The 18837-nt window shown below is 54.0% G+C and carries 12 protein-coding genes and 2 pseudogenes; 11 read left to right on the top strand and 3 right to left on the bottom strand.

The genetic code is table 11. The annotated features are described in order from the left end of the window. The first annotated feature begins 30 nt into the window (after positions 1 to 30). From HYG82_RS42730 to HYG82_RS42685, 10 genes and pseudogenes are all read left to right on the top strand, one after another. Positions 31 to 1419 (top strand): aldehyde dehydrogenase family protein, encoded by a 1389-nt coding sequence (locus HYG82_RS42730; protein ID WP_235218211.1) that lies wholly within the window; start codon positions 31 to 33, stop codon positions 1417 to 1419. A gap of 103 nt (positions 1420 to 1522) precedes the next feature. After that, positions 1523 to 2542: an LLM class flavin-dependent oxidoreductase gene (locus HYG82_RS42725; protein WP_235218210.1), complete on the top strand. Its 1020-nt coding sequence runs from the start codon at positions 1523 to 1525 to the stop codon at positions 2540 to 2542. Positions 2543 to 2708: 166 nt separating this feature from the next. Further along, a complete protein-coding gene (locus tag HYG82_RS42720; protein WP_235218209.1) occupies positions 2709 to 3761 on the top strand; it encodes a TAXI family TRAP transporter solute-binding subunit in 1053 nt (350 codons plus the stop codon). Positions 3762 to 3794: 33 nt separating this feature from the next. Continuing rightward, positions 3795 to 5759, top strand: coding sequence for a TRAP transporter permease (locus tag HYG82_RS42715; RefSeq protein WP_235218208.1), 1965 nt, complete (start codon positions 3795 to 3797; stop codon positions 5757 to 5759). Positions 5760 to 5984: 225 nt separating this feature from the next. Next, on the top strand, positions 5985 to 6671 hold the full coding sequence (locus HYG82_RS42710) for a haloacid dehalogenase type II (protein WP_235218207.1): 687 nt from the start codon (positions 5985 to 5987) through the stop codon (positions 6669 to 6671). 871 nt (positions 6672 to 7542) lie between these two features. Beyond that, complete coding sequence (locus tag HYG82_RS42705) at positions 7543 to 7965, top strand: universal stress protein (protein ID WP_235218206.1); 423 nt, start codon at positions 7543 to 7545, stop codon at positions 7963 to 7965. Between the two features lie 62 nt (positions 7966 to 8027). Continuing rightward, positions 8028 to 8318 (top strand): annotated as a pseudogene (locus tag HYG82_RS42700) (zinc ribbon domain-containing protein); the annotation flags it as partial. 879 nt (positions 8319 to 9197) lie between these two features. Next, a complete protein-coding gene (locus tag HYG82_RS42695) occupies positions 9198 to 10454 on the top strand; it encodes a sulfite oxidase (protein WP_235218205.1) in 1257 nt (418 codons plus the stop codon). A 536-nt stretch (positions 10455 to 10990) separates the two neighbouring features. Continuing rightward, complete coding sequence (locus HYG82_RS42690) at positions 10991 to 13498, top strand: efflux RND transporter permease subunit (protein WP_235218204.1); 2508 nt, start codon at positions 10991 to 10993, stop codon at positions 13496 to 13498. Positions 13499 to 13886: 388 nt separating this feature from the next. Further along, positions 13887 to 15134: pseudogene (locus HYG82_RS42685) on the top strand (RNA-guided endonuclease InsQ/TnpB family protein). A 917-nt stretch (positions 15135 to 16051) separates the two neighbouring features. Here HYG82_RS42685 and HYG82_RS42680 read toward each other — a convergent pair. From HYG82_RS42680 to HYG82_RS42670, 3 genes are all read right to left on the bottom strand, one after another. Further along, entirely contained in the window at positions 16052 to 16732 is a 681-nt protein-coding gene (locus HYG82_RS42680; protein WP_235218203.1) for a hypothetical protein, read from the bottom strand. A 506-nt stretch (positions 16733 to 17238) separates the two neighbouring features. Next, the gene (locus HYG82_RS42675; RefSeq protein WP_235218202.1) at positions 17239 to 17406 is read right to left on the bottom strand and encodes a hypothetical protein; all 168 of its coding nucleotides are present in this window, start codon (positions 17404 to 17406) and stop codon (positions 17239 to 17241) included. 146 nt (positions 17407 to 17552) lie between these two features. Then, entirely contained in the window at positions 17553 to 17993 is a 441-nt protein-coding gene (locus HYG82_RS42670; protein WP_235218201.1) for a hypothetical protein, read from the bottom strand. Between the two features lie 206 nt (positions 17994 to 18199). Between HYG82_RS42670 and HYG82_RS42665 the strand changes: the two genes are divergently transcribed. Continuing rightward, a complete protein-coding gene (locus HYG82_RS42665) occupies positions 18200 to 18619 on the top strand; it encodes a hypothetical protein (RefSeq protein WP_235218200.1) in 420 nt (139 codons plus the stop codon). The last annotated feature ends 218 nt before the right edge of the window (positions 18620 to 18837 follow it).

Below are 18837 nucleotides of genomic sequence, written 5' to 3'. Positions count from 1 at the left end.
TCTTGCTATATGTTGATCAATGGCAGCGTAGTGAGTGATAGAGACAGTACGATCTCTGTAGTAAATCCAGCGACGGAAGAAATTGTTGACACTACCCCGAAAGGAACGGTGGAAGACGTCGATACCGCTGTCGAAGCAGCGTGGGATACGTTCGAAGAGTGGTCCGAGACCGATGCAATCGATCGAGGTGCTACGCTCTCAGCGGCAGCCGACCGCATCGAATCTGAAATTGATGATCTGGCCGTTCTCCTTACGAAAGAGCAGGGAAAACCAGTCCGCGAATCGAAGCTTGAATTACAGCAGTTTATCCGGACACTGCGGTACAATGCTGGGCTCGCGCGTGATATTCGGGGAGAACAGACCTCGCTTGCCCACGGGGAAACAGGAATCGTCGTAAAAGAACCATACGGTGTCTGTGGTGGCATCACTCCGTGGAACTTCCCTATATCCCTCTTTGGAAATAAGATCGCTCCGGGACTTGCTGCCGGGAATACAATGGTAATAAAGCCAGCATCGACGACTCCACTCACGACTATCCGCGTAACGGAGCTGATGGAATCAGCTGGGCTACCGGCCGGAGCAATCAACATCGTCACTGGCGATGGAAGTACTGTCGGAAACGCGATCGTAGAGCATGATGACATCAAGAAAGTCGGATTCACCGGGTCGACCGACGCTGGACGAACCGTTATGCGATCTGCAGCAAGTACGTTAAAGCCAGTCACCCTCGAGCTGGGCGGGTCAGATCCGATGATCGTCTGCGAAGACGCTGAGTTTGATGACGCAGTCCGAGCGGCTTCGGTGGGGCGATTCTTTAACAATGGCCAGGCTTGCCTCGCCATCAAGAGACTGTTCGTTCATGAGTCGATCGCCGAATCGTTCGTCGACGAACTTGAGTCGAAAGTCGAAGGGCTGGCCCTTGGAAACGGCCTTGACGACGCGATGATTGGCCCACTGCACGCAGATTGGTTAGCCGACGAAATGGACGAATTCGTCGACGATGCCGTAAGCCGTGGCGCAACGGTGCTGACGGGTGGTGGAAGATCCGAAGAGCACGAAACCGGTTATTTCTACGAACCAACGTTACTCGAGGACGTGAGCGAGGAAGCAAAAATCTCCAACGAAGAGTGCTTCGGGCCCGTTCTTCCGATTTATACGTTCAGCGACCTTGATGATGCGATTGAGCGTGCAAATGACACGATCTATGGTCTCGGCTCCAGCGTTTGGACCCGTGATATCTCAAAGGGCAAGCGAGTTGCAGAAGAACTCGAAGCCGGCTACACCTGGATCAATGCTAGACAGATCGAACGTAACGAATTGCCGTTTGGTGGGCTAAAACAAAGTGGTATCGGAAAGGAACATTCGCGTCAGGGGCTTGATGCATATCTTCAGACGCGATCCATAGTCGTTGGAAACTGAAGAATAACAGCAGAGGATTTCCTCGATTTTGCTTTTTCATCTGCCGACACATTCGACACTAGTCGTCGGGCGGTAACATCAGCACGATAAAATCCAATCACATATGAAAATCGGAATGCACTACTTCTGGCACAACGGTTCGCCAGAGAAGATGCTCGCAGATGCACAGCGAAGCGAAGCGATCGGTTTCGACCTATTCGGACTTACGGACTCACAGTTGTTGTTTCGGGATATATACTCTAGTTTGGCTCTCGTAGCAAACAACACGGAAGATCTCGTCCCCGGACCGATGGTGACGAATCCAGTTACCAGACATCCCGCCGTAACAGCAGGCGGTATTTGTTCGATAGCCGAACTCGCTGATAGAGGTGCCGTTTTAGGGATCGGTACGGGCCACAGCGCAGTAGATTCGGTAGGAAAAACTCCAGCCACGCTTTCGGAGATAGAGGATGCAGTATCGACAATCCGTTCACTCTGTCGGGGGAAAGAGGTGGAATATGACGGGTCCACTTATGCCTTAGATTGGGTGCGCCACGAGCACGAGGGTTTCACTGTCCCAATCATCATGGCTGCAGAAGGGCCGAAGATGCAGCGACTCGCTGGAGAGATTGCGGACGGTGTGATCTTTAACGGGCCGCACCCGGACCTGGTACGCGATTCTATAAGCCGGATTACTACCGCTGCAGAGAACGTTGGCCGGGACCCGGCTGATATCGAGAAATGGGTAAAGGTCCGAGCAAACGTGGCAGATGATCGATCGGCAGCGATAGCAGAAATAGAGACCTCATTAGCGAACTACGCTAACGTTTCATTGAAGATCCCGTCCAATAGAAAAACAATTCCAGATTCGTATAGAGATCAGATTGAATCGTTTATGGCAGAGTACAAATCACACAGTGGCTATCACGACAAGAACACTGCTAACGATGAAATTATCAGCGAGTTAGGCCTCTCTGGATTTTTCGCAGACCGGTTTGCCATTGTCGGAACGCCCAGTGAATGCATCACCCAAATCCGAGAACTGGAACAGATTGGCGCAGATGGTGTTTTGATGGCTACTGAGCCCGATATTCAACGACGCTTCATCGAGAAGATGGGTTCTGATGTATTGTCTAGCCTCTAAGAATCCGCCCGGCTTGTATATTACTAACGGATATCGGTAAACCGAATCATCTACGATCATCACAGGTCTCCTAAAGTCACGTGGATCGGTAAGAAACTCAATCACATCCAGTATCTCACAGTAAATATACATAATCTTTATTTGGTTATGCGAGAGGAGGGTTAATATGGCCCACAGTGGCAATTTCGATAGACGTACAATTCTGAAAACTTCAGCGAGTGCAGTTGCTGTCGGTATCGCCGGTTGTACCGGGAACAACCAATCATCAGATGACGGAGAAATCACGCTAGGCTGTTCCACACAAGGATCAGCAACGATGGCTGCGGGGCAAGCAATCAAGCGAGCACTGAACGAATACAGTGACTCTGTTCAGATAAACACGACCCAAACCCCAGGAGCCGGACCTGCTAATTTCCGTCTGTTTGACAGAGGACAAACCGACGGCGGTGGCTACGATAACTTCTCAGCACCTGACGCGTATGCTGGAACTGGTCCTTTCGAAGACCAGTCTGTAGAGGACGTTCCGCAGCAGGGATTCCAGTATCTTACTGTACAGATGTTCCCCCTTGCGCGCAAAGATACGGACATCGAAACGATTGACGATCTGAAAGGGAAGAATGTCTACCTCAATCCACCGGGAGTGGGTGTCCGACCCCCAGTAGACGCAGTGCTTAAATCGGCTGGCCTCTGGGAGGATATTTCGAAGCTCCAGATGAGCCGGAGCGACGTCCCCGGCGCACTGGAGGAAGGCCGGGTCGACGCGCTATTTATCTACGGCATTAATCGGAAAGGCCTCCCAGGATGGGTGAAACAAGTCGACTCCCGAGTTGAATTGAAAGGCATCCAGGGAACTGATAGTTGGGAGCAGGCGATCAAAGACACGCCGGGCGTTCCATATACAACGGTCGAGCCCAGTTCGTTTGATTTCAACAACGATCTCGGCTATGACAGCTTACCTGCTTGGCTACAGGCATACCAATTCAGATTCGGAGGGTATGTCTCGGAAGATAAGATCCAAGAGATTGCGCGAGTCGCTGTTGAACACAACGATTATATCTTGGAGGCCGACTCGAACTTCTCGGAATTCACGGAACCCGGTGGCCTCAAAGCTGGGTACCTTCAGGACCAACCAGTTCATCGTGGAGTTGCGAATTACCTGAAGGAAAATGATGCCTGGGATGACTCTCTCGAAGTTGGCGAAGAGACCCAGAAAGACTAACTCTTAATCCCACTCGCATATAGAAGATTTAAAATGAACAAGAGAATGACTAGTTTATCAAAGGGTGTTGAGACAACATTTTCTATAGCAGCTGTTGTCTTTTGGATTGGGCTACTTTACTATGCCTTCACCCAGAGCACAGCGCGAGCAAAAGTAGGTGTTGCATTTCTTGGCGCGGTCTTTTTCCTTTTTTTCCTTAGCGAGTTGAGCGATGCACTAGAGGAGAATAACGTAGTAGATGTTGTACTACTCGCCATATCTGGAGTTGCTGTGGTCGGAGTATGTATATACATGTTTGACAACTTTACTGTCCTCTATACGGTTCGAGTCGGCTATGCTCTCAGCCATGAGCTAACTATGGCGAAAATATTCGTTCCGGCAGCGATATATTTCGTCTATCGGGCGTACGGATGGAACTTCGTTATGATAATTCTTGCTGGCTTAGTATACGGTCTTTATGGAAACTACATCCCTGGTATTCTGGGGCACGGCGGTATCCCACTCGGTCGGATGGTACAGCTTCTGGTCCTCGATATTGAGGGTTTCTTCGGATTCCTAACGCGTTTGACGGCTGCCTGGATCGCACTATTCATTTTGTTTGCAGGCCTTTTGGAGGGGTACGGAGCGTTCGATTTGATGATCCGTTTTTCCCTCACTGTGTCTAAGCACATAAAATCCGGCGTAGCGCAGTCTGCCGTAGTCGCTAGCATGATTATGGGGATGATCAATGGAAGTACAGCGGCCAACTCTGCGATGACTGGTGCAGTGACGATTCCATTGATGAAAAAGAACGGCATGAAATCTGAGACTGCAGCGGGTATCGAATCAGTCGCCTCTACCGCGGGGCAAGTTCTTCCCCCAATAATGGGAGCGACGGCCTTCGTCATTGCAGCGATTCTATCAGTGTCCTATTTAGAAGTGATCGCTGCTGGATTTGTGCCTGGACTAATTCTCGTCGGGACGATCGCAATCTCCGTTCACTTCATTTCCGTTCCTCAGATATCCCAGTCAGATGTCTCTACTGAATCTGTGGAACCAAAATCGAAGCGGACGCTCATGATCGAGAGTGCGCAGTTTCTCTTCCCCTTCGCCCTACTTGTTTACTTCCTCGGGATCGCACAGTGGACCGTTCTGTCAGCTGCACTCTACTCTTCTATCGCGTTGATGATCTCGGGCTCCCTCGTTCGGATCGCGAAACCGTCTTCGAAATCACTTTCTGGAATTGCAGAAAACGCGAAGATTGCGGCTATAGATCTCAAAGATGGTCTCGTCGTTGCTGCGGAAACGCTTATTCCTATCGCGATTATTCTTGCAGCAATTAATGGCGTGGTCGACATTCTATTAGTAACCGGCGTGCCCGGTTCCTTGTCCCTCGCAATAATGGGTGTTTCTGGTGGATTCTTGCTGTCTGCTTCGATTTTGGCTATGGTCATATGTATTGTCCTCGGTATGGGGATGCCTACGGTGGCAGCATATCTTATCGTTGCAACACTCATCGCTCCCACCTTGATCAATCAGTTGGGAGTGCCGGAGATGGCTGCTCACTTTTTCGTGTTCTACTCTGCGATTCTGGCAGCGATCACACCCCCAATTGCCACCTCAGTCGCCGTCACAACTGGAATCGCGAACAGCGACTTCTGGAAAACCGGTTTCGAGGCGATGAAAATATCTGCGTCCCTATTCATATTACCCTATTCTTTTATCTTCCGACCCGAGGTTATCACTGGTACGCCAGTTCAGAAAATCACCATCGGATTGTTCATTTTCATCGGAGCGTGTGGCGTCGTGTACGCCATCAACTATGATAACATGTGGTCTGATATCGACGGGAAATATATGTCCGGTATTCGGGTCCTGCTTTTCGCCGTCGGGATTGTTACGATGATTTATCCCAGTCAATTACTCTCTCTGGGAGGATCGATTGCCATCGTGATATTGTACTTGATAATCACACCAACACCTATCGGAAAGGCGAGAAAGTATATATCTGCTAATTAACTATCGACATATTCGTTTCTTGAGGTCAGTCCGTCAGCGGCTCTGTTTGTGATCGAACTGGTGAGAAGATCAAATATTACAGCGGTGTTCGTTCGAATACGCTATTGAACAAGACGTTGAGTGTTGTTGCCTACTGCTATCAGAGCCGTTCTCTAAAATTTCACTATAGGCTACGATGTACCGGAAGGTGGTATTTATTACCGTGTGTACAGATGGGGTTCTTGTATGACAGTCGATAGTGGACGTGTAGATACGGTTATGTTTGATTCATTTAGTACTATAGTTGACGTCGACGTAAGTAGCGTCTTAGCGGAGTACGTAGAGGATCCGGAACTCACATCTCAGTTGTGGCGAACACAGATAAGCAGGTTTCGGCCCTTGGCTAACTTTATCGGCTACGTCCCCCATGAAGAAATAAACAAACAGGCGCTTCGATACGTTTTCGAGATGCTCGACGTCCCCTATACTGATGAGGATCTGGACCAGATTGGCAGTATATATCATCGCTTGGACCCGTTTGACGATGTTCGAGCCGGAATGGAACGGCTGAGCGACATGGGGTACGACCTCTATATTCTTTCGAACGGAGATCACGACGTTCTGGATTCAATGGTCGAGAATGCGGAAATTGACCACGTTTTGACCGACGTTATCAGTGCTGATGAAATAAAGACGTACAAACCCCATTCTCGCCTTTACAAATATGCGGCACGGCGTACAGGCGAGTATCCAGAGAACATCGTTCACTGTAGTGCGGCGTGGTATGATGTTCAGGGTGCAATGCACGCGGGAATGCAAGGTATCTGGGTCAACAGGAAGGACCAACCGCAAGGATTGCGCCCATTTGACGGTGAGATCGACAGTGAGGTGCGTGATTTCGACGAAATAGCCGATATACTTTCTGCCAAATAGGATTCTGTCTCACCGTCACTTTCAGTTTGATACGTTAACACGATTTCTGTCGGTACCGCAGCACCTCGAGAAACTATATTGCGAAACAAGCAAATCGGAGTGATGAGGTAGCTACGTCGCTCGCAGCCCGACTCAGCGAGAGCTGCATGACGAAATTTGTACATCGCTTGACCGTGAGTAAATGGTGATACGCGACCGACCGTTCGCTACGAGTGACACGGTCGATTCTTCGCACAGGCGACGTCGAACAGCCTGATCGAAAAATCCGGCAACGAGTACGTCGGGTAGCTGTCACCGTTCTAGCCCCGCAGTCGTTCACGAACAATTCGCTCCCGTGTCCCACATCCGCAGCGGGATTTTCAGAGGACGGCGAAGTCGTCAGGGATCACAACTAATGTGTCCGCCGGCAGGATCAATAGCGAACGGATTTGGGGGATACTACAAGAGACATCGACTCGATTCCGATTTTCGACGTCGCAGCCTTCAGTCGCCGAATCACTGATCTAACCGCTGCGTTTCTCGACCAATCGTCCGTGAGTCACGTTTTCACCGGTACTGTGTTTCTCGTCGATTTCGACGGCTATCTGACTGCACTCTCTCGAGTAGGATTGGCCGACAACCCGCCCCCGTCGAGCGATACCGCAACAAAGAGTGGTTTCTCCCCTAACCATGCGCAGCAACTACTTTTAGTGTCTCACGTAGAAATCCGTGGTGATCGCTTTCGTTCTGGGACTAGTAGAGCAATCACCGCCGTCCACACTATACGTATGCCACAATATTAATAATCGAACGGACATATACAGTATAAAATGGTATAAATGTTGAATAATGGGCGGAAAACCTTTTCTCTTTTCACAACAATTTCGAGATTGTGTTCCGAGTATTACTACCGATCGACTCTGACGAGGAACGTTCAGCTGCTGCAGCAGAGGTCGTCACCTCATTACCCGAAGCAGCAGAAACTGTACACGCTACGATTCTGAACGTTGAAGAAGAAATGGAAGTCCGGAACGAGGCAGTCGTAACGTCTGACGAGTGGTATGACGAAGAAAATTTTCCCTCGAGTCTTAAGCGGGTAAGAGACGTATTAGAAGATGCAGAGATCACCGTGGAGGTGCAACGAAGGCATGCGAACCCAGCAGAAGCGATTGTCATTGTTGCCAACGAAATCGACGCTGACCGGATCGTTATGGGTGGTCGGAAACGATCACCTGCCGGCAAAGCCTTATTCGGTAGCGTTACACAATCTGTGTTATTGAATTCGGACACTCCTGTAACGGTGATAACAAAGTAAACGAAATTTTGCACCAACTACGAGAAACACGCCGTCGCGTTGACGAGTGAAACACCAATTCGAGGCGAAACCATCGCGACTTCTTGTACAAACTCTCGAACTACTACACGCGGGAGTACGACCACGTCGCAGTCGACGATTTTGACGCGAAAGGCTTGATCGAACTCAACGGAAACCCTCGGAACCGGAACGGTGGGGCATGGGGAACGTTCCTCCAGATGTTCGTGTACAAGTGCGAACGTGACGGGATGCACTTCGTGGCCATCAATCCGGCTGGCACGACCGAGGAGTGTGCGACGTGTGGCATTTCGACTGAGAAGCCGCTGTGGGTCCGTGAACAGGAGTGTTCCTCGTAGGAGTGTACAGTTGACAGGGCCTGGAACGCAGTCGTCAGATTCCATGTATAAGATGGCGATCTGCGGTGGGAAAACCATCCAGCCTGGATCGAATATTGCCGTTCAATCAGCCATTTTGGGCGGATAAGTGCTGATCTGTCTGATGGGTTCGAGGATCGTGACGAATGGGAACCTTTCCCCCTGTTTACAGACATCCTTCCGACCGGGTCGCCAGACTGGCGGTCCGTAGTCCACAACTCGGATGTTGATCATTCTGTAAGGAATCAGTGGATGAGGGGGCTGAACGAGGGACCTGGCAGGATGGGGGGTACGTAGACCGTTGAAGGTCCTGCATTCCCTGCCGACCGGCAGTGCACCGGCCGTGCGAATGTTCCACATGGTTGCTAAAACCACTTCGGTTCGCGTGTGCAAGTCACACCTGTTAATATATTATACTATATTTCATGGAGAAAATCGTGGTGTCCGGGTGCAGGATGTACACTACCTGTGCGCTATCACTGGCACGGTAACCGCAAAAGAACTGGGGTCCGGTCCGAAACCACTGGGAAGACTGCACACCGACGAGCGTCGACCAACCCTGCCTCATCTTCAGAATAGACGATGCGACTTCGAGGTCGGAGTTTCGGAACCGGGTGACGCTCACGGCGTTTCGAGAGTCGGGTCCCTCTGCCAGCGACGAATGAGAGAACTCCATGCGTTAGGAACCCCACCGTCTATGGTATGGAGATGTCTCTGTCGACCAGTGCCTCTTGCAAGAAAGAGTAGGAGAGATAACACCCGGATACTGACTGATCCGTGCCAGCACTGATCCACGACTACCGTTTGTGGCGTCGACGAACGGGAAGCTTTTCTATCATCTCGTCAGAACACTAGTGTATGCCTGATAACACCGATACAGGCGTAGAAAATAAGTTTCAGGATCGGATTCACGAGCAGTATCCAGAACTTGACATCGTTCCTTCAGATGGCGAGTCAGTAGGTGCGGGACCGAAAGATCGATCGACGTATACTACTGTCGAGACACCCATCGAGGAGTTTTATGTCCTCAATCATCATCCCGTACCTGACATCGATGCAGACGAATGGTCTATATCGCTTACCGGTGCCGTCGACGAACCCACCGAACTATCGATGGACGAACTCCGCGAAGACTACCCTACTACCACGACTACCCACACCATGGTGTGTGCAGGCAACGGTCGAACGTACTTTTCGTCAGTCAACGACGAACCCGAACGGTATCTTCAGTGGGAGTACAACAGCGCGGGTACGGCACGCTGGACCGGAACACCACTTTCAGCCATCCTGGAAGACCATGGCGCCGAGACCGACGAAGGGTCGTGGCTGGCCGCTATTGGGGGTGACGCCCCCAACGATGATGCCGACGTTTTCGCACGCTCGCTACCAATGTCGAAAGTGCAGAACGACTGTTTGTTGGCGTACGAGATGAACGACGAACCGCTTCCGCCAGATCACGGCTTTCCGGTCCGGATTATCGTCCCTGGCTGGTATGGCGTCAACAGCGTCAAATGGGTAGAGGAACTTCGCGTGATGGACCGTATGCTGGCCGGTGAGAAGTGGGAGCAGTACACCCACTGGCAGCAGGATTTCTATCGGATGAAGTTCGATCCGGATCGCGAGGCGACCGAGCACGACGACCTGGCGGAATTTGACACCTGGGAGCAATTCACTGGCGATGCGGTGGCCAGTCCCTACCTGTACGATCAAAACGTGATGTCGCTCATCGGTTACCCGACCGATAACTCGTCGGTCGAACCGGGGCCGGATGGGAATATCGAGATCATTGGCGTAGCGTGGGCTGGTGACGACCGAGTCGAATCGGTCCACCTGTCCGCCGACGATGGTGACACTTGGCACGAGGCGCGGTTCGTTTCGCCCGACGAGGGGCCAGGTGTGTGGCGGCTGTTCCGATGTGTACTCGATTTGCCGGCCGGCGATCACTATCTCGTCTCGCGAGCCACTGACGAACACGGTCGGTCACAGCCATCTCGCACTTCTGACCCGGGAACCGAAAAGAAGGAAGTTGATCCCGACGAATACCCGTGGAACCGCGAGGGATATGGGAACAATGCTTACACGAGTTACGGCGTCGATTTCACCGTCAAGCGGTAGTAACTCGACAATCCCGACCGTGGCCGAAGGGCTCGCTCGAGCAGTTCGATCTGACGCCTTCTCCGATGTAGTCGGCCGTTCGCACCATCCGATTTTCGGAGATGTCGTGATTCGTTCACCGAAAATGGTCCTCCGTCTCCCGATGAGGATCTCACGACCGATTGCGTAACGTGGCGTCGTTCGCTGACCGATGGCCCCACTTTCTTGGTTACTCGTTCCAACCGCGCCCGACGCAGAACGGCTGCTGCGTGCCGGAAGTAACAACGTATTTTCAAAATGCGCTTTGAGGGAGATGGGTAGATATTGGCTGCCGCGGTTCGATGGCTCGCAAATTCACTCTATCGGATGTTGTATCGCTCAATCTCGATTTTGAAACGGTTCTGGTAATATATCAAATATTCTATAATACTTATGTGGGTCTCGAATGACCCTCCGTTTGAGTGATCCGCTTCAATGACTCCAACCACAGCGACTGATCGTGCGTATCGAACCAGAATTGACTGTCGCCGAACGAAAGGTCACAGGAGGGCCGATCGATGAACGACGCGCTCCGGAGAATCTACAGGTTCATTACCGAACACAATCTAATAGTGCTCGCTCTTCTGTTGGTTCTTACAGCTGGTATCGGTGCGGGGACGACTCAGCTCCAGGTTGGCGACGGAAGCGACGCCAGCGACACCGGGGGCGACACCCGTGTTGCCCAGAAAATGGAGTACGTACAGGACAGCTACGGGGACGAAAACGGATCGACGGGTGCTGACACCAGCCAGGTTGCCGTCTACGTCCGCACAGAGGACACCGCTCTCTCGAAAAGGGCGTTGCTAGACTCGTTGCGCTTCCAGCGGACGGCCCGAGAGAACGAATCAGTCGCGGCCGCTCTCGGTGACCGGGAAGTTCTTGGCGTCGCTAACCTCATTGCCAAGCGAGTAGCAGGAGATCCGGACGCGAGGATCGACGAGCAGATTGCGGCGCTCGAGGCCGCAAGCGAGCCGGAAGTCGAGCGCCACGTCAGGCAGACGCTCATCGAAGGTTCGTCCGCAATGGCGCTGTTACCAGAAGATTACGAGCCCGGGACGGCGACAGCCGAAAGCCACCGGATGGTCTTCCCGTTGGCTGACGACGACACTCGGTCTGCGGCGACCACCGCCCTCTACGAAATCGCCTCCAAGCGAGACGGCCCCGAGTACTTTACTACAGGCGAGCATGCGAGCGACGCGAGGACGGACGAGTACCTCCAGAACACGATGATGCTCATCGTCCCTGCTGCACTCTTGATGATACTCCTCGTCCTCGCGTTCTCCTATCGCGATCTCGTTGATGTCCTCGTCGGCTTTACCGGTGTCATCCTTTCGGTAGTGTGGATGTTCGGTATCCTCGGGTGGCTACGCATTCCAGCCGGTATATCGCTGATCGTCGGCCCAGTACTCATCGTCGGTCTGAGCGTCGATTACGGTCTCCACGTGTTCATGCGCTACCGCGAACAACGCGGCGACGGGGCGATCCGAGAACCGATGGTTCGCGGGCTTTCCTCGGTTACGACCGCGCTCGGACTGGTGACCCTGACTGCGATGGTCGGGTTCATGTCCAACGTCACCAACGACGTCACGTCCATCAGACAACTCGCGTACGCAATCTCGCTCGGGGTCCTCTCGACGTTCGTGATTTCGCTGACCCTGGTACCCGCGCTGAAGGTCACGATCGATCGGTTCCTCGAGAGGTTCGGCCTCGACCGGCAGAACCAACCACTCGGAAAGACCGGACGGATCAAGCCGCTGCTGTCGAGTGGCGCGTCGCTCGCCAAGCGCGGCGCGCCCGTCGTAATCGTCTTCGCGCTCGTGGTCGGATCGGCTGGTGCGGTCGCCTGGACGGACCTCGACCGGCAGTCGGTCCAGCATGGCGACAGCGACGTCGCAGAGTGGAAACAGAATCTCCCTGGGCCGCTCGCCTGGGAGGTCTCCGAGGAGTCGAAACAACGAACCTACGTGAACGACCATTACCGGGCCGCCGACGAAGACGCCCGGAGCCGGTCGAGCGTACTCATAGAAGGGGATGTGACCTCCTCGGCGGCTCTCGAAAGCGTTCAAACCGCTCACGATTCTGCTGCCGATTCCGCAGTCGTCTACCGACAAGGTGGCACTGTCCCGGTGACGTCACCGCTGACCGTGATGGCGGAGGTTGCCGCTGAAGACGAAGCGTTCGCCGAAACGCTGGCGGCTGCCGATACTGACGGTGACGGTGTTCCAGACCAGAACGTCGAGGCGGTGTACGACGCGCTGTACACCGCCGCGCCGGACCGGACTAGCCGGGTTATCGACCGCGATGATGGCGAGTACCACTCGGTACGCGTGGTCGTCCCGGTCGAATCCGACATCACAATTGCTGACCGGGCCGACGGTATGCGAACAATCGCCACCGCGGCCGACGGGGTTGATGGCATGTCGGCAGTGGCGGTCGGGTCCGGCACGCTCAGAGAAGCTAAACTGTCCCAGACTGCTGACAGCATCCTTCAGACGCTGATCGTGGCGCTTGTAGCGGTCGGCGTTCTGTTGACGGTAGTCTACAGGCTGCTCATCGGCAGCGCCTCCCTCGGGGCCGTAACGGCCGTGCCGATCGTGCTCGTATCGGCGCTGGTCATCGGTGGCATGTGGCTGTTCGCCGTCCCGCTGACGGTACTGACGGCCCTCCTTTTGAGTCTGGTCATCGGTATCGGTATCGACTACAACATCCACATTAGCGACCGCTTCGCCAGGGAACGTGACCGTGGGCGCTCTGTCCAGGCAGCGCTGGTCGAGGCCACGACCGGCACGGGTGGCGCATTGCTCGGAAGTACGCTCACCTCTGCCGGTGCGTTCAGTGCGCTCCTCTTACACCCTCACCCGCAACTTCGGAATTTCGGGACGCTAGTCGTGCTCGCGATGACCGCATCCTTCATCGTTGCCGTATTCGTCCTCCCGAGCATGCTCTCCGTGTGGGCTCACTACGGCCCCTCCCTGCCGAACGATCCCGACACTCCACCCGAACCCTCCGTTCCCGGGGACGACTAAACCAGTCGATCCTTCCTGCCGCCTCGTCGGGTCTCTACAGGCGGAGCAGAACGAGTGCCTTGGGATCGTCCGGAAATTTTCGATTTCCGTGATCAGGCGAATCGGAGATTCTCGAACGACTTGCCCTCGAGGCGGTTCGCAGTGTGTCCGTCGCTGGTAGTCCAACACACCGTGAATAGATCGCCTCTCGTCTCCGGGTGACGACATCGATCAGGACAGGTCCCGCATGAGATCGCGCCAGTGCGGGTCTATCTTTCCTCAAGGAGAGAATCCCGCCGTTTACGGCAGGAGTGAATCCGACACGTCCCACACAACCCACCGTCGATGGCATGGTGGATATTCAACGCTAATCCGTAGCACTAAGTAACTCTACCTACATAGGCTATGTATGGCGATTCAGGCCACTCGTACCTACGTTGGTTCCATTCAGAACCACCGGCAGGTCTGCGATGGCCTTGACTCGCTCGGAGATTCCGCCTCGAAAATCTGGAACGTCGCACGCTGGACAGCCGACCGCGTATGGGACGCAACTGGTGAAATCCCAGACGAAGGTCCGCTCAAATCGTATATGAAGAACCAAGCGTGCTGGAAAGACTTGAATGCACAATCCAGTCAAAAAGTCATCGAAGAACTTTCTGACGCTTTCCAGTCATGGTTCGACCTGCGACACAAAGACGACAAGGCGAATCCACCCGGCTACCGCAAACACGGCGACGAACGACCACGTTCCACGATCACGTTCAAAGCAGACGGGTTCAAACACGACCCCGGAACAATCGAGTCAGACTCAGGAAGGGGAAGAACCTCAAAGAACACTTCTCGGACTTCATCCTCTGTGAGTACCAGACTCGTCCCGACGTAGACCTTACAGAAGTCAATAAAGTACAGAACGTTCGCGCGGTCTGGAACGGCGACGAGTGGGAACTACACTTTGTCTGCAAAGTCAGTCTCGAAACGAACGACTCAGCAGGCGACGAAGTGGCTGGTATTGACCTCGGTATCACGAATATCGCCACGGTCGCGTTCCCTGACGAGTACGTCCTGTATCCCGGCAACTCACTCAAGCAGGACAAACACTACTTCAAACGTGCCGAGTACGACACGGAAGGTGAGAACGGCCCGTCTGAGAAGTCAATGTGGGCGCGTCGCAAACTCACAGACCGTGAGACACACTTCTACCACGCTTGCAGACACCATCATCACAGAGTGCATCGAACGCGATGTTGGAACGCTCGCAGTGAGTTGGCCCGAAGACGTGCGAGAGTCGGACTGGGGGAAGACGGGAAACAAGAAACTCCATACGTGGGCGTTCGACCGCATCTACCAGTACCTCGAATACAAAGGCGAAAAACGTGGTGTTGAGGTGTCGAAGGAGAACGAGTGGGACACCTCAAAGACCTGCTCGAAGTGTGGTGACGACACGAAGTCCAACCGCAAACATCGTGGGTTGTACGTCTGCTCGTCGTGCGGGTTAGTCGGAAACGCGGATTGCAACGGGGCAGAGAATATGCGACAGAAGATAACTCCGAGTCCTCACGGTGAGGATAGGAGTAACGGCTGTGTGGCACAGCCGTCGGTACACTTGTTCGACCGCGAGAGCGGGATGTTTCACACGAGAGAACAAGCCGTGTCGTAAACCAGCAAATATCCCACCTGCGGTACGGGAAGCCCCGTCGTCGTCGGGCTCTGCCCGACTGCCTGAGGGATCTTCGATCCCGCTCCGTTTACGACGGGGGGATGTCACCTCGTATGACGTTGATGGACTGTCGTCACCGTCTAGTTTCGCATTTCCGCCGATATTTATAATGGTATTGATTAGTATAGGTACTAGATGTTGTAGTAATGCACAGACCACACAAAACACCTGCTGACAGTCGATCGACAGCTCTTCCACGAGTTTTGGAAGCGGCCGACACGCATTTTGCTGGAATGAATCCCTTCTCAATCAGGTCTTGGTCGTTGTAACCGAACTGACCCGGTCAGTCCTCTTCGAGAGTGGGAAGTCAGACGGCCGTCTCCACCGACGAGAGATACGGCCCAGATGGGGTCGATTCCGCGGCCAATCGGTAAACGAAAACAGCAACTGGATTCGTCCCCACCGACCGATGACTGCGATATCGAGAATCACCCTCTAGTCGAGGAAATTGTAATACATGCACAATTCCAATCCCCATCGATATTGTCAGGAATAACATCAATACTGGGCCGCGACGGCAAAGCCGTCCTCAGAACGCTTCGCGTTTTGATGGGCCACACGAGAGTGTAACTCTCGTGGACGTCAGTGGGTCTGGTACGCTGGCAGCCAGCCGATGTACGTACTGCCAGATTATGTGATGCGTGCGTCCGTCGCTAAAAGTGCGAAGAATTGCTCGCGACTTCTGAAGCGAACACGCCCAGCAGATTAGCCCACGGAGTGCCGCTATGAGTGCAATGGGCTTCGGCGTATAATAGCGATCGGGGAAAAGAGCCGCAATTCGGGACCGAGACTCGAGTCACAACCGAACGAATGGCCGCCAACATCCGCTGATGTTGGTTGGCCCAGTTTCGTGCGGGTCACTCAGACGTCTCGAGCCTGACGTTGTCGTACATGCGTTTCACGCCCGTCTCCCAGATAATATTCATTCCGATCGCAACGGTCGCGGCTCCGTCGACGTCGCTTACGTCGTAGCGAAACGTCTTCCAGCCGGAGTGATTCTCGACGTCGTTGCTCCGGTCGAAGTCCGTTTCGACGAGTTCATCCGAGGCTTTCGGCCCGGCGTAGAACGCGACCTCCGTGAGGATGTTGAACGACTTCTGCTCGCTATGCACGTCGAAGAGCACAGAGTTGGCATCCGAGAGATCGACCGTCTGGGCGACCCAGATCGTTCCGTCGTCGGCGCTCCCGTCTAAATAGAACTGGGTCGATGCATTCCCGTCTGAGGCGTTCCTCGTAACGGTTTTTACACCGTGGTCGATCTTGCCGGACGAGTCACCCGGCTTCACGGGGAGATCTTTCCCGATCATCCAGCCGTCGAGGTCGTTCTCGAACGAGCCGTTCTGCACGGTCGTCGGCGCCTCAAACCCTGGATCTGTCTCATCGCCACCAGGATCGTTCTGGTTCGGGTCTGACCCGTCTGGGTCAGAGTGAGGTTCGTCGTCTTCGTTCGACGGTTCGCTCTGTAACATGCCCGTGCAACCGGCGAGAACCGCACCGAGGGCGGCCGTGCCAGCGCTCAGGAATTTTCTGCGCCGCATCGATCGTGATCGACGTGCGTTCGGGTAAGGTGTCTTGTGGAAGCTAAAACGGGCTTTTGTGCTACTGCTGAACGGTCGGATAACCGGTTGTTACCATGATACATGGTGCCGTGGAGATTTCCCGGTCGCTCCACTAGAGACGGGAGATGATCTCAGGACGGGAAACGGATCCGAGATTAAAAATCACGAGAACGACACCGGCAATCACGGTATGAACGTTCCCAAATACGCCGATTGAGGGGTTCTGCCCGGTCGCACCGAGCCCAGCAATCACACTACCGATGAGTATGAGCGTCCTGCCGCCAACGGATGGCGAAATGCTGATGTCGGGGTCGACGATGCGGATGATTCCGTCTGCAAACAGAGCACCGAAGGGGCAACAAGCGAAATGTCGATTGTACGGCGCGTTGACGGTACGAGGGCGGCGATCAATCCAACCACGAGGTGATCGACCACAATGGAAACGATGCCTTCTCGACGTGCGGGAGCCGCCAGGCCGCATAGTACTACACGCCGGGCAGGAACAACAGAATCACACTGCCGACGGCGCGAAGTACAGTTCTCCCGTTGGAGATGTCGTCAATCGACCGAATCACGAGTCCGAAGAAGATGATGCCGAGGATCGTGAACCCGGCTTTGTTGAGCAGGTCGAAGCCATTTCGATCCCCGTCCACGTCTACAGGCGGAGGAGGCCGAGTGCCTCGAAGTCAAGCCTCGAGGCGGTTCACGAGCGACATAGCCAAAGTAACTCTACAACCTGCTTGCTTCTCGAACTGGCCTAACTAGATCGTGTCTGGGCGTCCCAAGATGTTGAGCGGAGCTATATTATCGAATAGATGACTATCACCACGACTGGAACGGCGAGTAACGTAATCGCGCTAACGACTGGTTTTTCGCGACGAGACGCCGCTGTGGCGTACAATGCAGCAAAGACGGCGATCATTCCGAGATAGCGCAACAGTTCCGCCGTGCGGAGCTCAGCAGCGCCGGACAGCAGTATGGCTGAGACCGAAACCTCTCCCGCAAACGCAGGCCCGATAATGAACCAGACGAAATCCACAAACCACTGGGCGAGATACCCCCATACCGCGACAACACCAATTTCCCAGGTCGCCGCATCTGGTCGGTTTCGCGCGTATGCGAGGGTACCAACCACAACTGGCAACAAAGCCGCAATTCGTTCCAGTTCGATCGTCCACGCTGTCGTTTTCATCAATAAGAACGACTGTAAAGCCAGGCCGAGCGCGACGATACTGCCCATCAAACAAGCGAACGTTCGCCTGTCCAAATCGGCGACTGACGAGCGAGACGATAGAGAAGTGGGCATGCCACAACTTTCTTCGCAGAACCCAAGCACTTTCTGTTTTATGTTTACCGCTCGTTAGCTCCTCTGCCTGGTATCCAGGTTTTTACTGAGAGCCGTTATCAGTCGCCACTCTTTTGCGATAGAAGCCGTGAATCAGAAGTGTGTCTGACAACGATACTGACGGCAGCAACGAACAGACCCACGGTGCTGCGGATGACCAAGATGGATCCGACGGACCGTCCTTCCGAGAGCGCGTCGAAGAAATGCGCCAAGAAGGCGGTGAAGACGGTGACGGCGAGCAGCCCCAAAGCCCGTTCGGCGGTGGAATGGGTGGCATGATGGGCGGCGGAAACCCGATGGCGCAGATGATGGGTGGCATGATGGGTGGCGGTGGCGGCCCACCAGGCATGGGTGGCGGTGGCGGCCCACCAGGCATGGGTGGCGGTTCCGGTGGTCCTGACGGTCGCGGCGAAGAGGTCGGCAACGAGGAACTCGTTCAGGAAGTCCGACAGCTTCGTGACGAGATGCGCGACCAAACGCGTGCGCTCGGGCGCATCGCTGACGCTATCGAAGACTCGTAGAACAGGTGTAACACAGCCGAACCGGATGGTATACGACTCCATTCTGCACCTATAAACACCGCATTCATCTGTGCTCTCCCCAGTTTTCACACGTATCGGGGAGCTTATCAATTTGTGATACACGATACGTCTCGAACTCGAGATCAATCGTGTTTGTCCTACTTCTAGTGAATTCTGATGAATACCCTCATCCTACGCGCTCGCTTACTTGCCCTCTG

It is taken from the genome of Natrinema halophilum (assembly GCF_013402815.2).
GTDB classification, from domain to species: domain Archaea; phylum Halobacteriota; class Halobacteria; order Halobacteriales; family Natrialbaceae; genus Natrinema; species Natrinema halophilum.
The sequence above is the reverse complement of the archived record's forward strand: the minus strand, read 5'-3'. Positions and strand labels throughout refer to the sequence as shown.

Bases quoted from the DNA above. Each gene is read 5' to 3' on its own strand.
- HYG82_RS42725 (WP_235218210.1), top strand. From the start codon at position 1,523: ATGAAAATCGGAATGCACTACTTCTGGCACAACGGTTCGCCAGAGAAG.
- HYG82_RS42720 (WP_235218209.1), top strand. From the start codon at position 2,709: ATGGCCCACAGTGGCAATTTCGATAGACGTACAATTCTGAAAACTTCA.
- HYG82_RS42715 (WP_235218208.1), top strand. From the start codon at position 3,795: ATGAACAAGAGAATGACTAGTTTATCAAAGGGTGTTGAGACAACATTT.
- HYG82_RS42710 (WP_235218207.1), top strand. From the start codon at position 5,985: ATGACAGTCGATAGTGGACGTGTAGATACGGTTATGTTTGATTCATTT.
- HYG82_RS42695 (WP_235218205.1), top strand. From the start codon at position 9,198: ATGCCTGATAACACCGATACAGGCGTAGAAAATAAGTTTCAGGATCGG.
- HYG82_RS42690 (WP_235218204.1), top strand. From the start codon at position 10,991: ATGAACGACGCGCTCCGGAGAATCTACAGGTTCATTACCGAACACAAT.
- HYG82_RS42680 (WP_235218203.1), bottom strand. From the start codon at position 16,732: ATGCGGCGCAGAAAATTCCTGAGCGCTGGCACGGCCGCCCTCGGTGCG.
- HYG82_RS42670 (WP_235218201.1), bottom strand. From the start codon at position 17,993: ATGGGCAGTATCGTCGCGCTCGGCCTGGCTTTACAGTCGTTCTTATTG.